This is a genomic window from Curtobacterium sp. MCBA15_012 (assembly GCF_001864935.2).
In the GTDB taxonomy this organism is placed as follows: domain Bacteria; phylum Actinomycetota; class Actinomycetes; order Actinomycetales; family Microbacteriaceae; genus Curtobacterium.
Map to the genome: position 1 here is coordinate 1,104,011 of NZ_CP126267.1, position 24,804 is coordinate 1,128,814.

The 24,804-nt window shown below is 72.9% G+C and carries 20 protein-coding genes, 1 tRNA gene and 1 riboswitch; of the genes, 8 read left to right on the top strand and 13 right to left on the bottom strand.

The window, feature by feature from the left end; genetic code table 11:
- Window positions 1-132: 132 nt before the first annotated feature.
- Together QOL15_RS05065 and QOL15_RS05070 are read right to left on the bottom strand one after the other, a co-directional pair.
- The gene (locus tag QOL15_RS05065) at window positions 133-693 is read right to left on the bottom strand and encodes a YceI family protein (protein ID WP_065965211.1); all 561 of its coding nucleotides are present in this window, start codon (window positions 691-693) and stop codon (window positions 133-135) included.
- Between the two features lie 119 nt (window positions 694-812).
- A complete protein-coding gene (locus QOL15_RS05070) occupies window positions 813-1,757 on the bottom strand; it encodes a hypothetical protein (protein WP_071249668.1) in 945 nt (314 codons plus the stop codon).
- Between the two features lie 606 nt (window positions 1,758-2,363).
- Here QOL15_RS05070 and QOL15_RS05075 point away from each other — a divergent pair.
- Together QOL15_RS05075 and QOL15_RS05080 are read left to right on the top strand one after the other, a co-directional pair.
- Complete coding sequence (locus QOL15_RS05075; protein WP_071249670.1) at window positions 2,364-3,368, top strand: aldo/keto reductase family protein; 1,005 nt, start codon at window positions 2,364-2,366, stop codon at window positions 3,366-3,368.
- Window positions 3,369-3,529: 161 nt separating this feature from the next.
- Window positions 3,530-4,321: a polyprenol monophosphomannose synthase gene (locus tag QOL15_RS05080; RefSeq protein ID WP_065964537.1), complete on the top strand. Its 792-nt coding sequence runs from the start codon at window positions 3,530-3,532 to the stop codon at window positions 4,319-4,321.
- Window positions 4,322-4,580: 259 nt separating this feature from the next.
- Here the strand turns inward: QOL15_RS05080 and treZ are convergent, their stop codons facing one another.
- Genes treZ through glgX form a run of 3 tightly spaced genes read right to left on the bottom strand, consistent with a single transcriptional unit; the run spans window position 4,581 to window position 11,328 of the window.
- Window positions 4,581-6,335: a malto-oligosyltrehalose trehalohydrolase gene (gene treZ / locus QOL15_RS05085; RefSeq protein ID WP_071249672.1), complete on the bottom strand. Its 1,755-nt coding sequence runs from the start codon at window positions 6,333-6,335 to the stop codon at window positions 4,581-4,583.
- Window positions 6,332-8,818: a malto-oligosyltrehalose synthase gene (gene treY, locus QOL15_RS05090; RefSeq protein ID WP_065964531.1), complete on the bottom strand. Its 2,487-nt coding sequence runs from the start codon at window positions 8,816-8,818 to the stop codon at window positions 6,332-6,334. The genes treZ and treY overlap by 4 nt, the downstream gene beginning before the upstream one ends.
- A complete protein-coding gene (gene glgX, locus QOL15_RS05095) occupies window positions 8,815-11,328 on the bottom strand; it encodes a glycogen debranching protein GlgX (RefSeq protein WP_175473894.1) in 2,514 nt (837 codons plus the stop codon). The genes treY and glgX overlap by 4 nt, the downstream gene beginning before the upstream one ends.
- 129 nt (window positions 11,329-11,457) lie before the next feature.
- Here glgX and QOL15_RS05100 point away from each other — a divergent pair, with 129 nt between their 5' ends.
- From QOL15_RS05100 to QOL15_RS05115, 4 genes are all read left to right on the top strand, one after another.
- Window positions 11,458-11,778: a hypothetical protein gene (locus QOL15_RS05100; protein ID WP_065964529.1), complete on the top strand. Its 321-nt coding sequence runs from the start codon at window positions 11,458-11,460 to the stop codon at window positions 11,776-11,778.
- Between the two features lie 132 nt (window positions 11,779-11,910).
- Window positions 11,911-12,022, top strand: a riboswitch (TPP riboswitch).
- Window positions 12,017-12,661 (top strand): ECF transporter S component, encoded by a 645-nt coding sequence (locus QOL15_RS05105; RefSeq protein WP_254784170.1) that lies wholly within the window; start codon window positions 12,017-12,019, stop codon window positions 12,659-12,661. (Overlaps the previous riboswitch by 6 nt.)
- Window positions 12,662-12,666: 5 nt before the next feature.
- Entirely contained in the window at window positions 12,667-15,228 is a 2,562-nt protein-coding gene (locus QOL15_RS05110) for an ATP-binding cassette domain-containing protein (protein ID WP_217641023.1), read from the top strand.
- A gap of 286 nt (window positions 15,229-15,514) precedes the next feature.
- On the top strand, window positions 15,515-16,027 hold the full coding sequence (locus tag QOL15_RS05115; protein WP_253181546.1) for an ATP-binding protein: 513 nt from the start codon (window positions 15,515-15,517) through the stop codon (window positions 16,025-16,027).
- A gap of 121 nt (window positions 16,028-16,148) precedes the next feature.
- Here QOL15_RS05115 and QOL15_RS05120 read toward each other — a convergent pair whose 3' ends face one another.
- The 5 genes from QOL15_RS05120 to QOL15_RS05140 all read right to left on the bottom strand — a co-directional run bounded on the left by QOL15_RS05120 (window position 16,149) and on the right by QOL15_RS05140 (window position 19,928).
- Complete coding sequence (locus tag QOL15_RS05120; RefSeq protein WP_065960110.1) at window positions 16,149-16,493, bottom strand: metallopeptidase family protein; 345 nt, start codon at window positions 16,491-16,493, stop codon at window positions 16,149-16,151.
- A gap of 163 nt (window positions 16,494-16,656) precedes the next feature.
- A tRNA-His gene (locus tag QOL15_RS05125) sits at window positions 16,657-16,729 on the bottom strand.
- 67 nt (window positions 16,730-16,796) lie between these two features.
- Window positions 16,797-17,435, bottom strand: coding sequence for an oligoribonuclease (gene orn / locus QOL15_RS05130; RefSeq protein WP_065960113.1), 639 nt, complete (start codon window positions 17,433-17,435; stop codon window positions 16,797-16,799).
- 793 nt (window positions 17,436-18,228) lie between these two features.
- Window positions 18,229-19,473: an MFS transporter gene (locus QOL15_RS05135; RefSeq protein ID WP_065960114.1), complete on the bottom strand. Its 1,245-nt coding sequence runs from the start codon at window positions 19,471-19,473 to the stop codon at window positions 18,229-18,231.
- The gene (locus QOL15_RS05140; protein ID WP_071245769.1) at window positions 19,470-19,928 is read right to left on the bottom strand and encodes a MarR family winged helix-turn-helix transcriptional regulator; all 459 of its coding nucleotides are present in this window, start codon (window positions 19,926-19,928) and stop codon (window positions 19,470-19,472) included. The genes QOL15_RS05135 and QOL15_RS05140 overlap by 4 nt, the downstream gene beginning before the upstream one ends.
- 61 nt (window positions 19,929-19,989) lie before the next feature.
- Here QOL15_RS05140 and QOL15_RS05145 point away from each other — a divergent pair, with 61 nt between their 5' ends.
- Both QOL15_RS05145 and QOL15_RS05150 read left to right on the top strand, forming a co-directional pair.
- Complete coding sequence (locus QOL15_RS05145; protein WP_071245771.1) at window positions 19,990-20,280, top strand: hypothetical protein; 291 nt, start codon at window positions 19,990-19,992, stop codon at window positions 20,278-20,280.
- A gap of 81 nt (window positions 20,281-20,361) precedes the next feature.
- The gene (locus QOL15_RS05150) at window positions 20,362-20,622 is read left to right on the top strand and encodes a co-chaperone YbbN (RefSeq protein WP_083230027.1); all 261 of its coding nucleotides are present in this window, start codon (window positions 20,362-20,364) and stop codon (window positions 20,620-20,622) included.
- Here QOL15_RS05150 and QOL15_RS05155 read toward each other — a convergent pair.
- The 3 genes from QOL15_RS05155 to QOL15_RS05165 form a co-directional block, all read right to left on the bottom strand.
- Complete coding sequence (locus tag QOL15_RS05155) at window positions 20,619-22,100, bottom strand: DUF6716 putative glycosyltransferase (protein WP_071245774.1); 1,482 nt, start codon at window positions 22,098-22,100, stop codon at window positions 20,619-20,621. The genes QOL15_RS05150 and QOL15_RS05155 overlap by 4 nt on opposite strands.
- Before the next feature lie 116 nt (window positions 22,101-22,216).
- Window positions 22,217-23,089, bottom strand: a complete 873-nt coding sequence (locus QOL15_RS05160; protein WP_065960126.1) for an N-acetylneuraminate synthase family protein — start codon at window positions 23,087-23,089, stop codon at window positions 22,217-22,219.
- Complete coding sequence (locus QOL15_RS05165) at window positions 23,086-24,066, bottom strand: cytidylyltransferase domain-containing protein (protein WP_071245776.1); 981 nt, start codon at window positions 24,064-24,066, stop codon at window positions 23,086-23,088. Before QOL15_RS05165 ends, QOL15_RS05160 begins: the two co-directional genes overlap by 4 nt.
- Window positions 24,067-24,804: the final 738 nt, after the last annotated feature.

Genomic DNA, 24,804 nt, shown 5'->3' on the forward strand with positions numbered 1-24,804 from the left:
CCGAACGGCCCGGCTCCGTGGGGGAGGAGCCGGGCCGTTCGCCGGGTGCTGCAGTGCGCTTGTTCAGTGTCCCCGCGCACCGTGACCGCTCGGGGCGGTCCCGGTGACGGAGTGCTTCGAGAGCTGGGGAGCTCAGGCCGCCTGGAGGACGAACTGCACGTCGAGGTTGATGGTCACGTCGTTGCCGAGCGTGAAGCCACCGGCCTCGAGTGCGGCGTTCCAGTTCACGCCGAACTCGGTGCGGTCGATCTTGGTCGTCGCCTCGGCGCCGAGCTTGACCTGGCCGTAGCCGTCGGTGGTGACGCCGCCGAACTCGGTCTTCAGGGTGACGTCCTTGGTGACGCCGCGGAGGGAGAGCTTGCCGTCGATGAGCATGTGATCGCCGTCCTCGCGGATGCCGGTCGACACGAAGGTCATCTGCGGGTGCTCCTCGGTCAGGAAGAAGTCACCAGTGGCGAGGTGCTGGTCGCGCTGCGCCTGGTTGGTGTTGATGCTGGCGACGTCGATCGAGGCCTCGAGCTTGGTGTCGAGCGGGTTCTCGGCGGTCACGAGCGTCGCGTCGAAGCGCTCGAACGAGCCCTTGACCTTGCTGATGGCGAGGTGCCGGACCGAGAAGGTGACCTCGGAGTGCGTCGGGTCGATCTTCCAGGTGCCGGTCTGGTAGCCGGGGATGGCGGAGGCGGTGAGCGTCATGGTGACTCCTTCTGAAGCGTTGGTCTGCGGTTCCCGAGCGACGCAGTAGTTTCATGCGCCTGCATCGAACCCGATGGTAGCCCATTCTGCACCTGATTGGTTGAAGCGTCAACCAACGTTCATCTCGCGGACGTGAGCCGACCCCGTCGACGCGTGTCGTGCCTCCCGGCCGTTCCTGCGTCGAGGAGTCGACGGATGCGGCTCGCGAACTCGTCGGCGAGGGGGCCGACGTCGTCGGCCGTCGCTCGCACCAGCCACCAGTCGACGTCCTTCAACCGCTCGCCCCGCGTCAGGTCCTTCCGGAACGCCCGTGCGTCGGTCCGGTGGAGATCGCTCTCGTACTCGATCGCGACCCGTGCCCCGGGGTAGGCCAGGTCGACGCAGGCGACCCACCTGCCCTGCGCGACGACGTCGTGGTTCAGCTCGGGTTCGGGCAGGCCTCGACGGATGAGCGTGAGACGCAGCCTGGTCTCGCCCGGGCTTCTCGAACCGGGCCGCACCAAGGACAGGGCTGCCCGTGCGCGGCGGAGGCCTCGCGATCCTCGGTGGCGTCGCACAGCACGGACGAGTTCGCCGACCGTGCACCAGTTGAGCCACCCGACGATGGCGTCGCCGGCGACGACCAGTTCGTCGACGGTGAGGGAGCGGGCGAGCATCACGAACGTGTCGGCGGGATGGACGACGGCAGCGGTCCCCGAGAAGACGACGCGGGCGCGGCTGGTGCGTGCACGGTGGCCGACCGTGCCGCGGACGCGGAGTGCCTGGTCCTTCCCGATCGTGGTGACGTGGATGCGGGGGTCGTCTTCGAGCCGTCGGGGGAGCGGTATCCCGAGCATCCGCGCGGCGGTCGTGTGACTGAACGCCTGGTCGGGGCGGAGACGCGGGGCGACCGCGCGAGCGAGGTCCTCGTGCGTGCGGGGAGTCGTCCATGTGCGCGTCCCGTGGAACGGACGGACGAGTCGGCGGGAGCGGAGCGTCGATGCCGGGACGCCGCGCTGGATCGCTTCGCGGACGCGGAAGGGGCGGTTGCGGAGGGCTGTCGGGAACCGGGCGGTGAACTCCATGGCGGCAGCGTGGCAGTGCGAGACCGGGGTGATGGGTGGTTCGCAGGCGGCGGTGGAAAGTCGCAGCGGGGGTGACGTTGTGGAGGAATCGGCAGGGGTTGGGTGCGCATTGCGTCGATGGTCCGGCGGCGGTGGTGGTGTGGGTGCGGCGAGCGGGCGGATTCGGGCTGGGGCGCGCGGGGCGAGGTGCACGATTCGCCCGTCGGGGTCGGGAGGGCGGATTCGGGCTGGGGCGCGCGGGGCGGGGTGCACACATCGCCCGCTCGCGATTGAGGAATGGACGAATGGGCCGACGAGCGGGCGGACGAGCGGGAGCGGGCGAGCGGGCGGATTCGGGCCGGGGCGCGCGGTGCGGGGTGCACACATCGCCCGCTCGCGACGGAGGGTCGAGCAGGCAGACGAGCAGGCAGACGAGCAGGCAGTCGAGCAGGCGGACGAGCGGACGAACGAGCAGGCAGACGAGCGGCCGAACGAACGAGCGGGTGGGCGGCCGAGCGAGACCAGCCGCCCCGCCCCGCTGCGCGGACAGACGAACGAGCCCGCCCCCGGCAACCAGGTACTCACACGACCTCTCACCCGCGCGCAGACCCCGCTAGCGTCAGCACCATGGAATTCAGGTACCTAGGCAACTCAGGTCTCAAGATCTCCGAGATCACCTACGGCAACTGGCTGACGCACGGCTCGCAGGTCGAGAACGACGTCGCCACCCAGTGCGTGCGGGCAGCGCTCGACGCCGGCATCACCACCTTCGACACGGCCGACACGTACGCCAACACGGCGGCCGAGACCGTCCTCGGCGAGGCCCTCAAGGGCGAGCGTCGCCAGTCGCTCGAGGTCTTCACGAAGGTCTACTGGCCGACCGGGCCGAAGGGCCACAACGACGTCGGGCTCAGCCGCAAGCACATCATGGAGTCGATCAACGGCTCGCTCGAGCGCCTGCAGACCGACTACGTCGACCTGTACCAGGCCCACCGCTACGACTACGAGACCCCGCTCGAGGAGACCATGCAGGCCTTCGCCGACGTGGTGCGGCAGGGCAAGGCGCTGTACATCGGCGTCAGCGAGTGGAACGCCGAGCAGATCCGCGCCGGTGCCGCGCTGGCCAAGGAGCTCGGCTTCCAGCTCATCTCGAACCAGCCGCAGTACTCGATGCTCTGGCGGGTCATCGAGGGCGAGGTCGTGCCGGCCTCGAAGCAGCTCGGCCTGTCGCAGATCGTCTGGTCGCCCATCGCCCAGGGCGTGCTGACCGGCAAGTACAAGCCGGGCCAGCCGCTGCCCGAGGGCTCCCGCGCCACGGACGAGAAGGGCGGCGCGGACATGATCAAGCGGTTCATGCGCGACGAGGTCCTCGAGGCCGTCCAGCGCCTGCAGCCCGTCGCCGACCAGGCCGGCCTCACGCTCGCCCAGCTCGCGATCGCGTGGACCCTGCAGAACGAGAACGTCGCGAGCGCCATCGTCGGCGCCTCGCGTCCCGAGCAGGTCACGGACAACGTGAAGGCCGCGGGCGTGACGCTCGACGCGGATGCACTCGCCGCCATCGACGAGGCCCTGGGTGACATCCCGGAGCGCGACGCATCCAAGTCGGTCAGCCCGGCGCAGCGTCCCGCCTGACGCGACCACCCGACGGACGGGAGGCGCGGTGCCAGCCGGCACCGCGCCTCCCGTCCGCTGCGTGGTGGCGGCCGCGACACGCACCCTGACCGGCTTCGCAGCGGTGCGGAGGAGGTTCGGGGGCGGGGACCGGTACGGTCGTGGTGCGAACAAGGAGCATCATGAGCAAGTCCCTGGTCATCATCCCGACCTACGACGAGGCGGAGAACGTCCGTCCCATCGTCGCACGCACGCTGGCAGCGACCGACGGTGACGTCCACGTGCTCGTCGTCGACGACAACTCCCCGGACGGCACCGGCGACATCGCGGACGCGATCGCCCGTGAGACCGACCGTGTGCACGTGCTGCACCGCACGGTGAAGGACGGCCTCGGCGGCGCGTACCTCGCCGGCTTCGCGTGGGGGCTCGAGCGGGGCTACGGCAAGCTCGTCGAGATGGACGCGGACGGCTCGCACCACCCGGAGTACCTCCCGCGCATGCTCGAGCTCGCCGACACGAACGACCTGGTGCTCGGCTCCCGGTGGATCAGGGGCGGCGAGGTCGAGAACTGGCCGTGGTACCGCGAGTTCCTGTCCCGCGGCGGCAACCTCTACACGCGGATGGCCCTCGGCATCGCGGTCCGTGACGCCACGGGCGGGTTCCGGGTGTTCACCGCGGACGCCCTCGAGCGCATCGACCTGTCCGGCATCGCGTCGAAGGGCTACTGCTTCCAGGTCGACCTGTGCTGGCGCGCTCTCGAGGCCGGTCTGCACGTCGTCGAGACGCCGATCGTCTTCACCGAGCGCGAGTTCGGCGTCTCGAAGATGAGCGGCAACATCGTCCGCGAGAGCCTCACCCTCGTCACGAAGTGGGGGATCGACCGCCGCCTGCGCGAGGTCCGGTCGCTCGTGAAGGACCACCGCCGACTGCCGTCCGTCCGGACGAACGCACACGTCGCCGTCGACCGGACCTGACCGGCCTGAGCAGTCCCGTGCGGAGCGGCGCGATGCCGCGGGTGGTGACCCGGGCTCCGGCCCGGTGACCCGCGCCGCGCGTCGCGCCGGGGGCCGCACCGGCGCCGCGGATCGTGGTCCGCCCCGCGGGTCGCGGACGGCGGCCGTGCGGATCGCGTCCGGCGCGACGAGCGCGGCGACCCACCACACGACGGACGGGAGGCGCGGTGCCGCTGGGCACCCGTGCCTCCCGTCCGTCGTGTGAACCGTCAGACGGTCGTCAGCGCACCACGACCACGCCACGGGACGCGAAGCGGACGAGCCCGTCCTCGACCGAGGCCTCACCGAAGCGGTAGAGCTCCTCGCCGGCCGCGTCGGGCACCGGGACCTCGGCGGCGTCGTCGGCGAAGTTGACGACCACGTGCACCGGTGCGGCGTCCGGCCCGAGGAGCCCGCGCGTCAGCACGAGCCACCGGTCGTGCTCGTCGAAGCGGACCGCGTTCGCCTCGTAGCGGTGGTCGACGAACGCCTGGTCGGTGCGGCGGAGCGCGACGAGCACCCGGTACGCCCGGAGGATCGCGGACCCGCGTTCCGACGAGGCGTCCGCCCAGTCGAGCTTCGAGTTCGTGAACGTGGACGGGTCCTGCGGGTCCGGGACCGTCGACTCGTCCCAGCCGTGCTCGGCGAACTCCTTGATGCGTCCCTCTGCCGTCACCTTGCCGAGCGCCGGCTCGGGGTGCGAGGTGAAGAACTGCCACGGCGTCGTCGCGGCGAACTCCTCGCCCATGAACAGCATGGGCGTGAACGGACCGAGCAGCGTCAGGGCGGCGGCGATCACGAGGGACTCGTCGTCCAGGGTGGCGGCGAGACGGTCGCCGGCGGCACGGTTGCCGATCTGGTCGTGGTTCTGGTTCGCGACCACGAGGGCGGTCGCCGGCGAGGTGCCGCGGTCGATCGGACGCCCGTGGCGCTTCCCGCGGAAGGACGACCACGTGCCGTCGTGGAAGAACCCGTGGTCGAGGACCTTCGCGAGCGCCGACAGCGGGGCGAAGTCGGCGTAGTAGCCGTTCGTCTCGCCGGTGAGGGCGACGTGGACCGCGTGGTGGAAGTCGTCGGACCACTGTCCGGCGAGCCCGTACCCGCCGGCCTCCTGCGAGCGGAACATGACCGGGTCGTTGAGGTCCGACTCGGCGATGAGCGACAGCGGGCGGCCGGCGAACTCCGAGTAGGCCTCGGTCTCCGACGCCATCGCCTGCAGCACGTGCGGGCGGGTGGTGTCGCGGATCGCGTGCACCGCGTCGAGGCGCAGCCCGTCGACGTGGTGGTCGCGGAACCACATGCGGACGTTGTCGAGCACGTAGCGCCGGACCTCGGGGTGCTCGACGTTGACCGAGTCACCCCAGGTGTTGCCGAGTCCCTGCAGCAGGTACGGACCGTACAGCGGCAGGTAGTTGCCGCTCGGGCCGAGGTGGTTGTAGACGACGTCCTGGATGACGCCGAGCCCGAGCGAGTGCGCGGTGTCGACGAACCGGTCGTAGGCGTCCGGGCCGCCGTACGGGTGGTGCACGGCGAACCAGCCGACCCCGTCGTAGCCCCAGTTCCACTCGCCGTTGACGGCGTTCACCGGGAGGAGTTCGACGAACTCCACGCCGAGCTCGACCAGGTGGTCGAGCTTTGCGGCGGCGGCGTCGAGCGTGCCCTCGGGCGTGTACGTGCCGACGTGCATCTCGTAGATGACGCCGCCGCGGGCCGGACGACCGGTCCATGCGTCGTCGGTCCAGGCGAAGCGCTCGGGGTCGACGACCTCGGACGGGCCGTGCACCCCCTCGGGCTGGTAGCGGCTGCGCGGGTCGGGACGGACCGCGTCGTCGTCGTCGATCCGGAACCCGTACCGGGCGCCCACGACGGGGACGACCTCCTCGGTCGTCCACCAGTCGTCGTCACCGCGGGTGAGCGCGTGCTCGACGCCGTCGACGACGAGTCGGACGCGCTCGGGGTTGGGTGCCCAGACGCCGTAGCGTGCGGGAACGGTCATGCGTGACCCTCCAGGATCTCGATCTCGGCCTGCTGGTCGAGGACGGTGCCGTCGGCTTCCGCCGCGGTGTCGGAGCGGTCCCGGGTGCCGGAACCGTCCGTGGTGGTGGACGTGGTCGCCGTGGTGGCGGTGTCGTCACGCTCGGCGAGGTCGGCCGGGACGAGCAGCGCGACCGGGTAGTCGGCGAGGAGCTCGGACAGGGCGATGCCACGCGCGGCCGGGAAGCGTCGGCCGGTGAGCAGGTCGACACGCTCGAGCGGCACCGGGTGCACCAGCGTGTCGCCCCAGCCGCCGACACGCTCCAGCCCGACCGGGAGCCGGGTCGCGACCGTCACCGCGCCGCCGCGGTCGAACGCGAGGACGTGGTCGGCCGCGATCCCGGTCGCCTCGAGTTCGAGGTACCGGGTGAACAGCTCGGGGTGGTCGCGGCGGACACGCAGCGCGCGGCTGGTGACGAGCACCTTCGCGGCGCCGTCGATCCCGACCGCGGGGAGGTGCTCGGGGCCCGCGTCCTCCGGCCCGTCGAGGGTGGCGAGGACGTGCCGGAGCTCGGCGTAGTCGACCGGTCGACGGTTGTCGGGGTCGACGAGCGAGCGGTCCCACGCCTCGGTGCCCTGGTAGACATCGGGGACGCCCGGCATGGTCAGCTGGACGAGCTTCTGCGCGAGGCCGTTCGACCAGCCGGCGGCGTCGACCGTGCGGTCGAGCTCGTCGAGCACGGCGACCACCTCGGGGTCGTCGAACGCGGCGTCGACGAGGGCGTGCATCTGCCGCTCGAAGGCCTCGTCAGGCTCGGTCCAGGTCGTGCTGTCGCCCGCTTCGCGCGAGGCCTTCTCGGCGTAGGCGTGCAGGCGCTCACGGCTCGCCGGGCGGGATCCGACGATCGCCTGCCAGAGCAGGTCGGCGAGGACCGCGTCGGGCAGCGGTGCCAGCGTGTTCAGCCGCTCGAGCGCCGCCGACCACTCCGAGCCGAGTTCGGCGAGCACCGCGATGCGCGCACGGGTGTCCTCGCTCCGCTTGGTGTCGTGCGTCGTCAGGGTCGTCATGGTGTGCGGCCAGCTGCCCTGGCGGTCGCGCTGCGCCTGGTGGAAGTCGCGCACGGACACCGCGAAGACGCTCGGGTCCGCGCCGACCTCGCTCAGCGAGCTCAGGCGCGAGGTGCGGTAGTACGCGGTGTCCTCGACGCCCTTCGCCATCACCATGCCGGACGTCTGCTGCAGCCGGATCGCGGCGGCGTGCTGCGGGTCCACGAGCGCCGGGGCGATCCGGTCGATCACGTCGTCGAGGTCGGGGCGTGCCTCGGCGGCTCCTTCGAGGGCGTCGATGAGGTTGTGGACGCCCTCGGGCAGGTAGGTCCGGTAGACGTCGAACGAGGCGACGATCTCGGCCACCGCGTCGACGATCCGCTCCTGCGGCACGTCGGGAGCGGTCGGCGCGAGCAGCCGGGCGAGCCGGGCGACCTCGCTGCCGAGGATCCCGTCGGCGATGCCGCGTCGGGTGTCGTGGGTGAGCTGCTTCCAGTCGCCCGGCTCCGCACCGGAGGCGGCGGTCAGGGCTTCCTCGCCGACCGGGTCGACGAGGACGCGGTCGAGCAGGCCGAGGGCGTCGTACCCGGTCGTGCCGTCGACCGGCCACGACGAGGGCAGCTGCTCGCCCGGCTCGAGGATCTTCTCGACGAGCGTGTACGCGCCGCCGGTCAGCTCGTGCAGGTCCTGCAGGTAGCCAGCCGGGTCGTACAGGCCGTCCGGGTGGTCGATCCGCAGGCCGTCGACCAACCCGTCGCGGAACCAGCCGCCGATCGTGGCGTGCGACGCGGCGAAGACCTCGGGCTCCTCGACTCGGATCGCGGCGAGGGTGTTGACCGCGAAGAACCGGCGGTAGTTGAGGTCGTGGTCGGCGCGCTTCCAGTGCACGAACTCGTAGTGCTGGCGGGCGTGCACGGCGGTCACGTCGTCGCCGTCCTGCACGGACCCGGCCGCGGTCGGGTACGCGGTCTCGCCGACGCGGAGCACGGGGCGGTCGGCGTCCGACCGGTCGAGGGCCACGGCGTCGAGCAGGCGGTCGTCGAGCACCGGAATGCGGACCTTGCCGTCGCCGGCGTCCCAGTCGACGTCGAACGCCCACGCGACGGGCGAGCCCTGGCCCTGCTCGAGGAGGGACCACCACCACGGGTTCACCTCGGGGGTGGCGACGCCGACGTGGTTCGGCACGATGTCCACGAGGACGCCGAGGCCGGCGGCGTGCGCGGCCTCGGCGAGACCGCGCAGGGCCTCGTCGCCGCCGCGCTCGGTGTCGACGTGCCCGTGGTCGACGACGTCGTAGCCGTGCTGTGAGCCGGGCTCGGCCTGCAGCACGGGGGAGAGGTACACCCAGTCGGCGCCGAGCTCGCGGATGTGGTCCACCACCTCGGCTGCCCTGGTCAGGTCGAAGTCCGCCGTGACCTGGAGTCGGTAGGTGGAGGTGGGGACGCGTCGGGTGCTCACGCGGGTGCTCCTGTGCTGTCGGGTTCGTCGAGCGCGTCGGGTCCGTCGTGCTCGTCGTTCGTCGTGCTGGTGTCGTGCTCGTCGGACGGTGCCGCTGCTGCGTCCGAACTCGGGCTCGCGCCCGCGACCGGTGCGTCCGCCTCGACCTCGGCCCCCGGCGCGGTGCCGGGAGCGGCGACGGTCGGGTCCGCGTCCTCGGCCGCGTCTGCGCCCGCGTCGGCAGCGGCAGCGGCAGCGGCATCCGCAGCCGCAGCAGCATCTGCGTCCGCGGCGTCGGGCGCGGTGCCGTCCTCCGAGGCCGACGCCACGGGCGCACCCGCGGGGTTGGCGGTGGTCGGGGTCGTGGCGCCCGCTCCGGTGACGGCGTCCGAGCCGACCTCGACCGGCGTGGTCGAGACGACGTGGTCGGGTTCGGCGCGGAGCACGATCATCGAGCGCGCGGGGACGTCGAGCGGTGTGCCCGCCTCGTGCACCTCGTCGCGGGCGCCGGGCTCGGCGGTGTCGATCCGCACCGTCCAGCCGGGCGCGTACTCCTCGGGCGGGAGGATGAACGTCACGACGTCGTCGTGGGCGTTGTAGTACGTCAGGAACGCGACATCGGTGACCCGCTCGCCCCAGCGGTCACGACCGCGGATGCCGTCGCCGTTCAGGTACATGCCGACGCTCTTGCCGAAGCCGGAGTCCCAGTCCTCGGGGTCCATGGCCTCGCCGGAGGGCGTGAGCCACACGACGTCGGGCAGGGGCTCGCCCTCGCCGCGTCGGACCGGGCGGCCGTTGAAGTACCGCGTGCGGCGGAACGTCGGGTGGTCGTGCCGGAGCTTGACCACGTCGGCCGTGAACTGGACGAGGTCGTCGTCGGCGTGCTCCCAGTCGATCCAGCTGATCGCGGAGTCCTGCGCGTACACGTTGTTGTTGCCCGACTGGGTGCGGCCGAGTTCGTCGCCGTGCGCGATCATCGGCACGCCCTGGCTGAGCAGCAGCGTGGCGAGGAAGTTGCGTCGACGCTGCAGTCGGAGCGCGTTCACGGTCTCGTCGTCGGTCGGACCCTCGACCCCGGAGTTCCAGGACCGGTTGTGGCTCTCGCCGTCGTTGTTGTCCTCGCCGTTGGCCTCGTTGTGCTTCTCGTTGTAGGCGACGAGGTCGTACAGCGTGAAGCCGTCGTGCGCGGTGATGAAGTTGATGCTCGCCTTGGGCGTGCGGCCGTCGTGTTCGTAGAGGTCGGCCGAACCGGAGATGCGCGACGCGAACTCGCCGAGCGTCGCCGGTTCACCGCGCCAGAAGTCGCGCACGGTGTCGCGGTACTTGCCGTTCCACTCGGACCACTGCGGCGGGAAGTTGCCGACCTGGTAGCCGCCGGGGCCGACGTCCCAGGGCTCGGCGATGAGCTTCACCTGCGACACCACCGGGTCCTGCTGCACCAGTTCGAAGAACGCCGCGAGCCGGTCGACCTCGTAGAACTCGCGGGCGAGCGCGGCCGCGAGGTCGAAGCGGAAGCCGTCGACGTGCATCTCGGTCACCCAGTAGCGCAGCGAGTCCATGATGAGCTGCAGCGAGTGCGGGTGCCCGACGTTGAGCGAGTTCCCGGTGCCCGTGTAGTCCATGTAGTAGCGCTTGTCGTCGTCGACGAGCCGGTAGTACGCGGCGTTGTCGATGCCGCGGAACGACAGCGTCGGGCCGAGGTGGTTGCCCTCGGCGGTGTGGTTGTAGACGACGTCGAGCACGACCTCGATGCCGGCGCGGTGCAGCTCGCGCACCATCGCCTTGAACTCCTGCACCTGCTGGCCCTGGTCGCCCGAGGCCGAGTAGTGCGAGTGCGGGGCGAAGAACCCGATGGTGTTGTAGCCCCAGTAGTTCGACAGCCCCTTCTCCTGCAGGGTCGAGTCGTTCACGAACTGGTGCACGGGCATGAGCTCGAGCGTGGTGACGCCGAGGCGCTTGAGGTGCTCGATGACCGCCGGGTGCGCCACGCCCGCGTACGTTCCGCGCTGTTCCTCGGGCACGTCGGGGTGGGTCTCGGTGAGGCCCTTGACGTGCGCTTCGTAGATGACCGTCTCGCCGTAGGGGATCCCGGGTGCCCGGTCGCCCTGCCAGTCGAAGAAGGGGTTGATGACGACGCCCTTCATCATGTGCGAGGCGGAGTCGTCGTCGTTCGTGGAGTCGGGGTCGCCGAACGTGTACGAGAAGAGCGACTGGTCCCAGTCGATCTCGCCGCTCGTCGCCTTGGCGTACGGGTCGAGCAGGAGCTTCGACGGGTTGCCCCGGACCCCGCTCTCGGGGTCGTACGGCGCGTGCACACGGAAGCCGTACTCCTGTCCCGGGGCGATGTTCGGCAGGTAGGCGTGCCAGACGTACGCGTCCACCTCGACCAGGTCGACGCGTTCCTCGTGCCCCGCGGCGTCGAACAGGCAGAGCTCGACCCGCTCTGCCACCTCGCTGAACAGGGCGAAGTTGGTGCCGCTGCCGTCGTAGGTCGCGCCGAGTGGGTACGGGTTGCCGGGCCAGGTGTGCAAACGGTCCTCCAGTGGTGGGTCCCGCCAACATATCGGCGTGACCTGCCCGCGTCCGCAGACGAGGCCCCGCAGTGGACAGCAGCGCGCGGGCCACGGGCTGTGGAGGAACGGCCGAGTAGCCTCGCGCGCATGACTGACATCGTGAGCCAGATCGCGGACAAGGTGCGCCCGGTCGGCGTCTCCACCAACTACGGCGAGCCGATCGAGGTCGGCGACCAGACCCTCATCCCCGTGTCGCTCGGCTGGTACGGCTTCGGTGCCGGCGGCGACGGCGACAACGGAGGCGGCGGGGGCGGTGGCCTCTCGATCCCGGTGGGCGCGTACGTCCGCCGCCCGGGACAGGACCTGCAGTTCGAGCCGAACCTCATCTCCCTGCTCGCGGTGAGCATCCCGACCATCTGGGTGACCGGCAAGGCGCTCGCGAAGCTGGTGCGCGCACTCAAGAAGTGACCCGATGACGGACGGGAGGCCCGTGGCGACGCCGCCACGGGCCTCCCGTTGCGTCCGTGGTCGCGTCACGCGACCGACGCGACCGGTCTGCGCACGGGTCGCGGCGCGCGACCGGCGCGCGTCTAGACTGACGCCTACACACACGGGAGTCCGGGTCCACCGGGCTGAGAGGGAGCGAACGGCGCTCCGACCGTCGAACCTGATCCGGATCATGCCGGCGCAGGGAGGAGTCAGCACCATGCCTGCAACCATGCAGTCCACCGCACCGTCCACGACGACCGGGCGCTCGCTGCGCTGGCGCGTCGTCGACATCGTCGTCGCGAGCGTCCTCGCGGTCGCCATCGGCGTCGTCTTCAAGCTCTGGGAGTTCGGCTACGAGCCCCTCAGCACCGTGAGCGCGCTCGTCCTGCCGGGCTCGCAGTCGCTGTTCGGCGGCGTCTGGTTGCTCGCCGGACCGGTCGTCGCGATCATCGTGCGGAAGCCCGGCGCCGCACTGTACGCCGAGATCGTCGCTGCCTCGGTCGAGGCGCTGCTCGGCACCCAGTGGGGATGGCTCACCCTCGAGGCCGGACTCGTCCAGGGCCTCGGCGCCGAACTCGTCCTCGCGCTGTTCCTGTACCGCGCCTACCGCCTGCCCGTGGTCGTCCTCGCAGGCGCCGCAGCCGGCCTCGCGATGGGCCTGAACGACACGGTGCTCTGGTACCCGGGCCTGGACGCCGGCTTCAAGGTCGTCTACGTCGTCTGCGGCATCGTCTCCGGCGCGGTCATCGCCGGTGCCGGGTCGTGGCTGGTCGTGCGGGCGCTCGCCGCCACCGGGGTGCTGTCGCAGTTCGCCGCGGGACGCGAGCACACCAAGCGGTCGAGCGCGGCCTCCCGAGCGTGACGACCGTGTCCGCGGGCGCCGGTCACACCGCGGCGGGGCCCGCGGACGCCGGCGCCGTCGAGGCCGTGGGTGCGCCCTCCGGGTCGAGCGGCGCGGCCGGCATCGAGTTCCGTGACTGGGGCTGGCGCTACGCGGCGCGCGACAGGTGGGCCGTGCGCGGCGTCGACCTGGTGGTCCGCCCGGGGGAGCGCGTCGCCGTCGTCGGGCCGTCCGGCGCGGGGAAGTCGACGCTGCTGCGTGCGGTCGCCGCCGTGCTGCCCGACGAACCCGACCCCGACGACGACACCGCAGCCGCGGTGCAGGGCACGGTGCTCGTCGACGACCGGCCGCCCGGATCGGTGCGCGGGCGTGTCGGCCTCGTCATGCAGGACCCCGAGGCGCACACCGTGATGTCGCGGGTCGGGGACGACGTGGCCTTCGGCTGCGAGAACACCGGTGTCCCGCGCGACGAGACCTGGCGCCGGGTACGCCACGCGCTCGACGTCGTCGGACTGGACCTGCCGCTCGACCGCTCGACGACCGCGCTGTCCGGCGGGCAGCGGCAGCGGCTCGCCCTCGCCGGCGTGCTGGCGATGCGTCCGGGCGCCCTCGTCCTCGACGAGCCGTGCGCCAACCTCGATCCCGCGGGGGTCGCCCAGGTCCACGACGCGGTCCGGGCCGTGCTCGACGAGACCGGCGCCACCCTGCTCGTCGTCGAACACCGGATCGGCACGTGGCTCGACCTGGTCGACCGGCTCGTGCTGCTCGAGCCCGAGGGCGGGGTCGTCGCCGACGGGCCGCCCGCGGAGGTGCTCGCCGAGCACGGTGCGGCGCTCGGCGCGGCCGGCGTGTGGGTGCCCGGGTCGGAGCCGGCGCGGGGATCGGCGCGGTCGGGTGGTGCGGCGCGGTCCGGTGGCGCGGTGCTCCGGCTGTCCGGGGCGGGAGCCTCCGGGGGTGTCCTCGGTGCGCCGCTGCTCGTCGCGCGCGACCTCGGCACCGCACGGGGCCGACACCACCCGGTCGGCACGGGCATCGACCTCGAGGTCCGAGCCGGACGAGTCCTCGCGATCACCGGCCCGAACGGCGTCGGCAAGTCGACGCTCGGGCTGACGCTCGCGGGCCTGCTGCCGCCGGCCGCCGGGTCGCTCGCCGCGACCGACACGCTGCGGGGCGGCGACGGCGCCGGGCAGGGCTCCGTCGGACCTGCTCCGTCGGCGTGGACCAGTCGCGAGCTCGCCGCACGCATCGGCACCGTGTTCCAGGACCCCGAGCACCAGTTCGTCGCCCGGACGGTCCGCGAGGAACTCGCCACCGGTCCGCGAGCCCTCGGCCGGACGGACGTCGACGAGCGGGTGCAGCGGGTCCTCGACGACCTCGGGCTGCAGCACCTCGCCGACGCCAACCCGTTCACGCTCTCGGGTGGTGAGCAGCGGCGCCTCGCGATCGGCACGGTGCTCGCCGCGGAGCCGTCGGTCCTCGTGCTCGACGAACCGACGTCCGGTCAGGACCGGGCCACCTGGCAGGCCGTGGTCGACCGGCTCGGTGCGCTCGCCGACGCCGGGACCGCGATCGTGGCGGTGACGCACGACCGTGACCTCGTCCGGGCGCTCGACGCGGACGAGGTCGTGCTCGGGGAGGACGGGCTGCGACCGGCCGGCCTCGGGACGGCGGGGCCCGAGGGCGTGGCCGGTGCTGGTGCCGGTGCCGCCGAGGCACCCGCGTCCGCAGCTGCGCCCGTGCGCGCTCCCGGCCGTTCCGCGGACGAGGTGGGCACGGCGGTGGGGGCGACCACCGGCGGCGGCGAGCCGGTGTCCGGGACGCGAGCCGCGCCTCCCGTCCGACCCCGCGGCATCCGCGGGGTGCAGCCCGTCGCGTCGCTGCTCGGGGTGCTCGCACTCGGGACGTGCCTGGTCCTCAGCCTCGACGTGGTGTCGGCGGCGGTCGCCCTCGCGCTCGAGGTCCTGCTGCTCCCGCTCCTCCGCCTGCCGTGGCGGACCCTGCTGCTGCGGACCGCGCCGCTCCTGGCCGCCGTGCCGCTGACCGCCCTGAGCATCGCGCTGTACGGACGGCCGTCGGGGCGGGAGTGGTTCGACCTCGGCTTCGCGCACGTCACGGACGGGTCGCTCGGACTCGCGCTCGCGACCGCCCTCCGGGTCCTCGCCGTGGGGCTGCCCGCCGTCGCGCTGTTCGTCCGGGCCGACCCCACCGACCTGGCGGACGGGCTCGCGCAGCTCCTCCGGCTGCCGGCGCGCTTCGTGCTCGGCGCGCTCGCCGCGATCCGGATGATGACGCTGCTGGGCGACGACTGGCGCCAGCTCGGCGCCGCGCGGCGTGCTCGCGGGGTCGCGGACACCGGGCGGCTGCGACGCGGTGCGTCGATGGCGTTCGCGTTGCTCGTCCTGGCGCTGCGGCGTGCGACGACCCTCGCGGTCGCGATGGAGTCGCGGGGGTTCGGCGCGCCGGGTCGGCGGACGTGGGCTCGGGCGGCGCGGTTCGCCGGACCGGAGTGGGCGATGCTGGCGGTGCTCGCCGGGGTCGGGGCGGTGTCGATCGGGGTGTCCGTCGCGGCGGGGGTGTGGCGTGTCTGAGGGGGACGTGGTGCGGGGCGTCGCGGGTGGGGCGGCTGGGGTGTCCGGCGCGCCTGCGTCGGATGCGCTGGCGTCCCTGGGCTGGACGGCGTCGGCGATCGGGTCGGAGCTCGTGACCGGGTCGGTGTCCGTGCCCGGGGTGGGGTCCGTGCCTGGGCCGGGGCCCTTGCCCGGGTTGGGGTCCGGACCTGGACCCGGGCCCGTTCCCGGGTTGGGGTCCGGACCTGGACCCGGGCCCGTTCCCGGGTTGGGGTCCGGACCTGGACCCGGGCCCGTTCCCGGGTTGGTGGACGAGCTCGTCGAGGCGGCGTCGGCGGCCGGTACCGGGCCGGTGGGGCGCCTCGTCGTCCTCGTCGACGGGCGGTCCGGCACCGGCAAGACGACTCTCGGGCGAGCCCTCGGGGCGCGGCTCGGTGCGACCGTCGTGCACCTCGACGACGTCTACCCGGGCTGGGACGGTCTCCGCGCCGCATCGGACGCGGTCGTCGACCAGGTCCTCGGCGCACCCTCCGGGTACCGCCGCTGGGACTGGGCAGCGTCCCGTCCGGCCGAGTGGGTGCCGGTGGGCCCGGCCGGCCCGCTCATCGTCGAGGGGTGCGGTGCCCTGTCCCGGCGGTCGGCTCCGCTGGCATCGCTGCGTGTCTGGCTCGAGGCCGACGACGCGGTCCGGCACGAGCGGGCCATCGGCCGCGACGGCGAGGTGTTCGCGCGGGAGTGGGACCGGTGGGCGGCGCAGGAGGCGGCGTTCATCGCGGCGGAGGACCCGGCGTCACTCGCGGACGTGGTCGTCCGGACCTGAGGCGTCCAGGGTGCGGCGGTGTTCGTCGTTCGTCCGGCGTGCGGCGGTGTTCGTCGTTCGTCCGGCGTGCGGCGCTGTTCGTCGTTCATCCGGCGTGCTGCGGTCGTGCCTGGGTGTCGGGCTACGCCCAGCCGAGTTCGTGGAGGCGTTCGTCGTCGATGCCGTAGAAGTGGCCGATCTCGTGCACCAGGGTGGTGTGCACCTCGTCACGGAGTTCCTCGACGGTGTCGCACTCGGCGAGGTGCTGCTTCCGGAACACGACGATCCGGTCCGGGAGCTCACCGAAGCCGTACTGGCCGCGCTCGGTTGCGGCGACCCCCTCGTAGACGCCGAACAGCTCGGCACCGTCCTCGGGCTCGTCCTCGACGACGAAGACGACGTTGTCGAGGCCGTCGACCATCTCGTCGGGGAGCAGGTCGAGTTCGTCGGTCACGAGTTGCTCGAACTCGTCGGCGGACATCTCCATCACGCGTCGATCGTCGCACAGCGGGCTGGTCGGGAGGTCGGTGCGCGAGCGCCGCGGTTCCGTGGGGTCGGCGAGCTGCCCGCGTGGCGCGCAACGTGGATCGGCCCGGGTTCGCAGTGAACGAAGAAGGCCCCCGTCTCGCGACGGGGGCCTTCTCGTACGGGGTGAATAACGGGTCTCGAACCCGCGACCTCCTAGACCACAACCAGGCGCTCTACCAACTGAGCTATATCCACCATGTTCGCTCCGGGGCTACCCGGGCGACCACTCAATAGTAGTACACGCTGGCGGCGCTGTGGACCACTACTCGGCGGCGGGCTGCGCGAGCCGCGGTTCCCACTGCTCGACGACCTCGGCTGCGACGGCCCGGACGTCCTCGGTGGTCGGGCCCGGCTCGGCGACGAACCCGGCGCGGCGGTAGTACTCGAGCTCGCGGATCGACTCGAGGATGTCGGCGAGGGCGCGGTGGCCGCCGTGCTTCTCCGGTGCGTTGAAGTACACGCGGGGGAACCACCGGCGGCAGAGTTCCTTGATGCTGGACACGTCGACGCTGCGGTAGTGCAGGTGACCGTCGACGCGCGGCATGTACTTGGCCAGGAAGGCGCGGTCGGTCCCGATCGTGTTGCCGGCCAGCGGCGCGGTCCCGGCTGCCGGGACGTGCTGGAGGATGTACTCGAGCACCTGGTACTCGGCGTCGGCGAGCGAGACGCCGTTCGGGATCTCATCGCTGAGGCCCGACGTCTCGTGCATCTTCGTGACGAACTCGTTCATGTTGTCGAGCGCGGACTGGTCGGGCTTGATGACGATGTCGAAGCCCGGGTGCACCGGGGTGAGGTCGAAGTCGGTGATGACGACCGCGACCTCGACGAGTTCGTCGACAGCGACGTCGAGGCCCGTCATCTCGCAGTCGATCCAGACGAGGCGGTCGTTCGCAGTTGCCATGCCGACGATCCTATTCCGCGGGTGTGACGCTGCTGCGCCCGGTGCATGCCCTGTGGACTGCCGGCCCGCTCGGCGTCGCCCCCACTGGCTGCGCTGCCCGCCCCATCGGTCCGGCAGCCCGGCAGTCCGGCAGCCATGCGCATCGGCCGGTGCGGTGACTCGGGCGGGCGATGTGTGCACGGAGTCCGGCGTGGGCGCGACGACTTCGCCCGCTCGCGGCGTCGTGCCGGGAGCCCGCGATCGGTGACGGGCGAGGCGGAGGTGGGTTGCGCCTCCCGTCTCGCGGCGTCGTGCCGGGAGCCCGCGATCGGTGACGGGCGAGGCGGAGGTGGGTTGCGCCTCCCGTCTGGAGGCGTCCGGCCGGGCGTGCGCGGTCGGTGACGGGCGTGGCGGAGGTGGCGCGTGCCTCCGCTCCGACGCCCGCGCAGGTCCGGGCGAGCGGGCGAATCCGCACACCAACGACGGGCAAGGCCTGCACACATCGCCCGCTCGCGTGCGTGCCCCGTGCTCCGTGCCCCGCGCACCGCACCCCCGCAGACCGCACCGCGCCCCGCTCCGGCGCACGGCGCCCCGAGCCGAGCGGGCGAATCCAGCGACCGCCGCCAGGCGGTCCATGCACACATCGCCCGCTCGCGCCCGCTCGCGCCCGCTCGCGCCTCGCGCCCGCTCGCGCCTCGCGCCTGCTCGCGCCTCGCGCCTGCTCGCGCCTCGCCCGCGCCCGCTCGACCCCCCCCACACACGAACGGCCCGCAGCGCCGAAGCACCCCGGGCCGCCCGACCGGGCCGCTCCGCGTCAGAGCATCTCGCCCGCCGAGATCGCCTCGGCCTCGACGCGCTCGGGCTCGGGCGCCGCGCCCTCGTCCACGCGCCGCAGCACCTTGGTGGTCAGCGCGACCACCACGAACGCGATCGCCACGGAGACCCCCGCGAACACGTACGCCGCACTCGGCGAGAAGTCGTCGGCCAGCAGGGTCGCGACGGGCGGGGCGATGGCGCCGCCGATGAACCGCACGGCGGAGTACGCGCTCGACGCGACCGAGCGGGGGAGGTCCGTCGCCTCCATGACGCACTCGGTGAGCACGGTGTTCAGGACCCCGAGCACGAGTCCGCCGATCACCACGCAGACGATCAGGCCGGGCTGGGACCGCACCACGACGGCGGCGGCGAACAGGTCGAGCGCGAGCAGCGGCAGCGCGATCTTGAGCACGGTCGTGCGGCGCATCCGCGCGGTCAGCATCGGCGCGACCCAGACCGAGGTGATCGCGAGTCCGACGCCCCACCCGAAGAACGTGAAGCCGATGCCGAGCGCGCCGAAGCCGAGCGGGAACGGCGTGTAGGCGAGCAGGACGAAGAAGCCGATGTTGTAGAAGAGCGCGGTGACGGCGAGCGCGGCGAGCGCCGGTCGACCGAGGGCGCGGAACGGGGCGGAGAGCTTCGTCGGGGTCGGCTGCTCCAGGCCGGAGGACTTGAGCAGCACCACCACCGCGATGAACGCGATCGCCATGAGGGTGGTCACGCCGAAGAACGGTCCGCGCCAGCTCACCGAGCCGAGCAGGCCACCGACGAGCGGGCCGACCGCGATGCCGAGGCCGAGCGCGGCCTCGTACAGGATGATCGCCGAGGCGGTCCCGCCGGATGCCGCACCGACGATCGTGGCGAGCGCGGTGGAGATGAAGAGCGCGTTGCCGAGGCCCCACCCGGCGCGGAAGCCGATGATGTTCCAGACACTGCCCGAGGTCGCGGCGAGCACCGAGAACACGACGATGAGCGCGAGGCCGATGAGCAGGGTGTTCTTCGCGCCGATGCGGCTCGAGACCCAGCTCGTGAAGAACATGGCGACACCGGTGACCGCGAGGTAGCTCGTGAAGAGCAGTTCGGTCTGCGCCGCGGTGGCGTGCAGGGAGTCGGCGATCGCGGGGAGGATCGGGTCGACGAGGCCGATGCCCATGAAGGCGACGACGCAGGCGAAGGCGATCGCCCAGACCGCGGACGACTGCTTGAGGATGCTGCCGGACGCAGCGGGTGCGTGGGCGTTCACGCGGTGGTCTCCGTTCTGGTGGTGGTGAGGGTGTGGGCGGCGGTGCGCGATGCGAGCACGTGGGCCGCGTCCCGCAGGGTGGCCCACTCGTCGTCGTCGAGGTCGGCGAACACGGGCCCGACGGTCTCGGTGATCGTGGCGCGCCAGGTGGCGAGCCGGTCGTGCCCGGCGGGGGTGATCGCGATGCGCTGCCCGCGGGAGTCGTCGGGGTCGACGGTCCGGGTGACCAGGCCGTCGGCGTGCATGGACGCGACGAGCTTCGTCATGGTGGGCTGCGCGACGCGGGACAGCGCGGCGAGTTCGCCGATCCGCAGTCGCTCGTCGGTCTCGAGGATCCCGAGCGTCCGCCACACGGCGGCGGACGTGGGGTTGCCCGTCGCCTGCGCCGCAGCCCGGATGAGCCGGTTCACGGACACGAGCAGCGTCTCGATCGTGGCAGCCCGATTTTGTTCCATGCCGGAACTGTATAGCCGGGCTATGCATCCGTCAACAGGCGCCCCCTGGTACAAGGGATGCATGAGTGACATCACGATCCACGAGGGCGACGAGTACACCGCGATCTTCCACGGCGGGCCCTTCGACGGGACGACCGACACCCGCACCGCGACGAGCGACGCGATCGACGACGAGGTCACCGTCTACGCCGACCTCGAGGGCCTCCAGACCGCCTTCGCGTACAAGGCGACGAAGACCCGCCAGGTCCTCGACCAGACCTCCGTCGAGTACGAGTACGCCCCCGGAGACTCCGACCCGGTCGACGACCTGCAGGACCGCGGCGACCGCAGCGGCGAGTTCGACCGCGAGTAGTCCCACCCGCACCACCCCGCGAGCGCCGCGTGCCCCGAGCCGATCGGGAGTGCACGCGGCGCTCGCCGCGTTGCAGCCCGCGTGCAGCTCGACCTCTGGACCTCCGCCTTCTGTGCCCCGTGCGCGGCCGCCCGTCGCGTGACCGGTGAGGCCGCGGCCCTGGTCCCCGGCCTCCGGGTCCACGAACGCGACGTGGCCGCGCACCCCGAGACCGCCGAGACGCTCGACATCCGGTCGACGCCGACGATCATCGTCCGACGGGACGACGGCACCGAGGTCTTCCGCTCGCCCGGGGTCCCCTCGCGCGACCAGCTGCTGCTCGCGGTCGCGAAGGCGCTCTAGTCCGTCGTCCGGCCGACGACCGGTCCGGAGGCGCGTCCCGCCCCCGCCACGTCGGTCACCCGGTCGTGCGGTGCCGGTCGGGAGGCGCGTCCCACCCCCGCCGCATCGCTCGCACCGTCCGTGCGGCCCGGCCCAGGGCCGTGGTCGTCCCCGCCCCGCAGCTCGCGCTGGGAGCGTGGCGGCAGCACGACCGGCACCGTCGGGGGCGCCACCGTCCGCCGCGCACGTCGAGCGATCCGCTTCAGCGCGCGCACCGGCGTCCCGACGAGCAGCGCCACGAGGCCGGCCACCGACCGGTCCGCCGACCCGAGCGCGTGCCGCCGCTCCCAGGACCGGCGCAGCGCCCCGCCTCGACTCCGCCGTGCCGCCGGACGATCGACCAGCCCACCGGAGTCGCGTGCGGTCATCAGCGCCTCTGCCCGGTCGGACCAGTCGTCGTCGCCGGGCGGGTGGAAGTGGTTGTCGTGCAACCACTCCGGGCGGACCGTCCCGAACCGCCCGTCCACCAGGTCGATCGCGTCGCCCTCGAGCCCGCTGTCCACGAACACCTCGTTGATGAGGGACCGCGACACCCCGAAGTCCGTCAGTGTCAGGGCCGGGACGCCGCGCGCCACGGCCTCGAGGACCGCGGTCGAGCTGATCGTCACGAGCGCCACCGCACGGTCGAGGTGCCGAGCCATCGGACCGCTCGCCACGACGAGGTTCGCCGGCCGGTCGTCGGGCAGCAGCTCCGGGTAGGGGTACTGCTCCCGGTGGGTCTGGTGCTCGCCGGCAGCCGCGCGGACCTTCACGACGACGCGCCACTCCGGGTGTCGCCGGGCGGTCGCGAGGAGCCACCCGACCACGCGGCGCCGGTCGTCGAGGTCGGCGGGGACGCTCGGCTGCGCGGCGAAGACCACGGCGTCCCGACGGGGACCGCCCCCACCGTGAGGAGCTGCGGGGTCGTCCGTGTCCTGCGTCCGGGACGACCCACGCCGCGAGCGGGCGAAGGGCAACGTCGCGAGGGCGAACGCCGGTTCGATCCCGCCCGCTCGCGCGAGGTCGCGGTAGGCGCGGACCTCGCGGTGGCTGTGCAGGACGAACACGTCGGCGCGGGCGCGGAAGAACACGCCCTTCCACTTCGCCGGGAACGAGATGCCCGGGAGCCCCGTCAGCAGGACCGGACGGGGACGGACCCGGCGGACCACCTCGTCGATCACGAGCTCCGCCACCGGCCCGATGCACGCCACGAGCAGCGCGTCCGGCGGCTCGGCCCGGAGTCGCGCGACGACCTCCGCGACCGGCACCGGCCGGGGCGGCTCGGCCGCGAGGTGCGCGAGTCGGCCGTCGAGCCCCTGGAACGCCGCCCGGAGCTGCCCGGGACTCGCGGAGCGCGGGGTGTCGACGACGAGCAGCTCCAGGTCCCAGTGCGCGGGGGCGGTCGCGAGCAGGTGGGCGCCCCACTTCGCGAACGAGTCGGTGTCGACCAGGCCGACCACGCGCCGTCGGCGAGCCGACGGGACGGACGGGAGGCGCGCCTCCCGTCCGTCCCGTGACGCACCACGCGCGTCGGGTGGGTCGACCGCCGGGGCCGGCCCGTCCGCCGCGTCCCCGCTCACGCGCCGACGCGGCGCAGCTTCGCCATCGGAGCCCGCTCACCGGGGAAGATGCGCTTGACCCCGTCGCCGAGCGCGGTCTCGATGATCCGGACGTCGCGGGCGAGGGTCTGCAGTCCGTGCGGCTCGAGCGACGCCGCGTGGTCCGAGCCCCACATCGTGCGGTCGAGCGTGATGTGCCGCTCGACCGCGGTGGCACCCAGCGCGACCGCGGCGAGCGAGATCTGCAGGCCGGGCTCGTGGCCCGAGTACCCGACCGGCACCCCGGCGTAGCGACCGGCGAGGGTGTCGATCATGCGGAGGTTGGCCTCCTCGGCGGGGAGGGGGTAGGTGGACGTCGCGTGCATGAGCACCAGCCGGTCCGTGCCGAGCGTGGCGACCGCGCGGTCGATCTGCTCGAGCGTCGACATGCCGGTCGACAGGATCACCGGCTTGCCCGTCGCCGCGACGGCCGAGAGCAGCGCGACGTCCGTGACCGACGCCGACGCGATCTTGTAGGCCACGACGTTGAGGTCCTCGAGGAAGTCGACGCTCGGCTCGTCCCAGGGCGACGCGAACCAGTCGAGGCCGCGCATCGTCGCGTGGTCGCCGATCTCGATGTACTGCTCGCGGTCGAACTCGACGCGGTAGCGGTACTCCAGGTAGGTCATCTCGCCCCACGGGGTGCTCCGCGGGGTCTGCTTCATGTGCTCCGGGGTCGAGATCGCCGGGGTGCGCTTCTGGAACTTGACGGCCTGCAGGCCGGCGTCGGCGGCGACGTCGACGAGGCGTTTGGCGATGTCGACGTCGCCGTTGTGGTTCAGGCCGATCTCGCCGATGAGGTACGCGGGGTGGCCGGCGCCGATGGTGGACGTGCCGATGGTGACGGTCATGGCGTTCCGTTCTGGGTCGGTGCGAGGGGCCACCGCGCGGGGGCGGGGCGGTCGGAGGGGGCTGGCGGTTGTCCGGCTGGTCGCTGTTCGGGCCGGGGCAGCTCGGCTGGGGGCAGCGGGTCTCGGTGCTGTTCGGGTCGGGGCTGCTCGGCTGGGGGTAGCTGGTCTCGGTGCTGCTCGGCTGGGGGCAGCTGGTCTCGGTGCTGGTCGTCGCGTGGGTCGGGGCGGTCGAGACGCTCGGCGAGCGTGGCCGCGAGTTCCAGGTCCGCCGCGTCGTCGACGTCGACCGCGCCGCGAGGATCGACCACGACGAACTCCACCCGCCCCGAGAACCGGTGGCCGGTCGCACGGAACCGGTCGTGCGCGAGGGCGTAGAAGGCACCTGTCTCGCGGTACTCGGGCTCCCGGTCCTGGCGACGGGGTCGGACGGCGGCGTCGTGGTTCACCGCGCGGGCGCTGCCGTCCTCGGCGGTCCGCCAGAGGAACGCGTGCGAGGGCGTGGCGGCGAACACCGCGTCGGCGTGACCGTCGCGCACCCGGCGCACGGCGGTGTCGACGTCGGCGGGGTCGATGAACGGCGAGGTCGCCTGCACGAGGAGCACGACGGCCGGCGGGATCGAGGAGGGCGGGGGCGTCGCCCGGGTGACGGGAGTGCCCGTGCCCGTGTTCTCCTCGCCCCGCGCGCCGTCCGCCAGGAGGTCGAGGACGTGCAGCACCGCGGACTCCGACGACGCCTCGTCGCCGGACAGTTCCGGCGGACGTCGGACGACCCGTGCCCCGGCGGCGGCCGCCTCGGCCGCGATCGCGTCCCCGTCGGTCGACACGACCACGAGGTCGACGGTCTCGGCGCGCAGCAGCGACTCGACGGTGCGACGCACGAGCGAGCGCCCGCCGACCGTGCGGAGGTTCTTGCCCGGCAGACCCTTCGACCCCGCGCGGGCCGGCACCACGGCGACGACGGTTCCGGGGGAGCGCATGTCCGGGACGGTACGGAGCGCCGGTGTCCCGGAGGAGAACTCGGGGCTGCCGCCCGCCGAACCCCGCCGGAACGGGAGGTCCGCCGCCCGGGCGCTCGCGGCGCTGGGCGTTCGCGGCGCCGGGCGTTCGCGGCGCCGGGCGTTCGCGGCGCCGGGCGCGCGTCGCACGGGCCCGGGCGACACGCGCGCGAGCGGCGAGCGGCTCCCCACTGCACCCGGAGCGGGCGCTTCCTGCACGCCCCGCAGCGGATCGCGTGCCCGTTCCGCCCGCTCGGGGTGTGTCCGAGCCGGGGAGGCGAGCCCGCTTCCGCGAGCGGGCGCTTCCTGCACACTCCGCGGCGGATCGCGTGCCCGTTCCGCCCGCTCAGGGTGTGTCCGAGCCGGGGAGGTGGACCCGCTTCCCCGAGCGGGCTCCTCCCTCGACGCCTGCGGCGTTCTCTCCGCCGGACCCCGAGCGGGCGCTTCGTGCACACCCCGCGGCAGATCGCGTGCCCGTTCCTCCCGCTCGGGGTGCGTCCGAGCCGGGGAGGTGGTGCCGCTTCCGCGAGCGGGCTCTTTCCGCGAGGCCGTCGGCGGCTTGATGCCGTTTCCGCCCGCTCGGGATCCTGAGGCGGAGGCAGGGACTCGTCGGCGAAGGTCGAGTGCCCGAGCGGGCTCTTCCAGCGCGAGCGGCGTGCAGGAGCGCGCCGGTTCCGCCCGCTCGGGGCCGCGCGCGGCGGTGCCCGACCGGACTCGAGG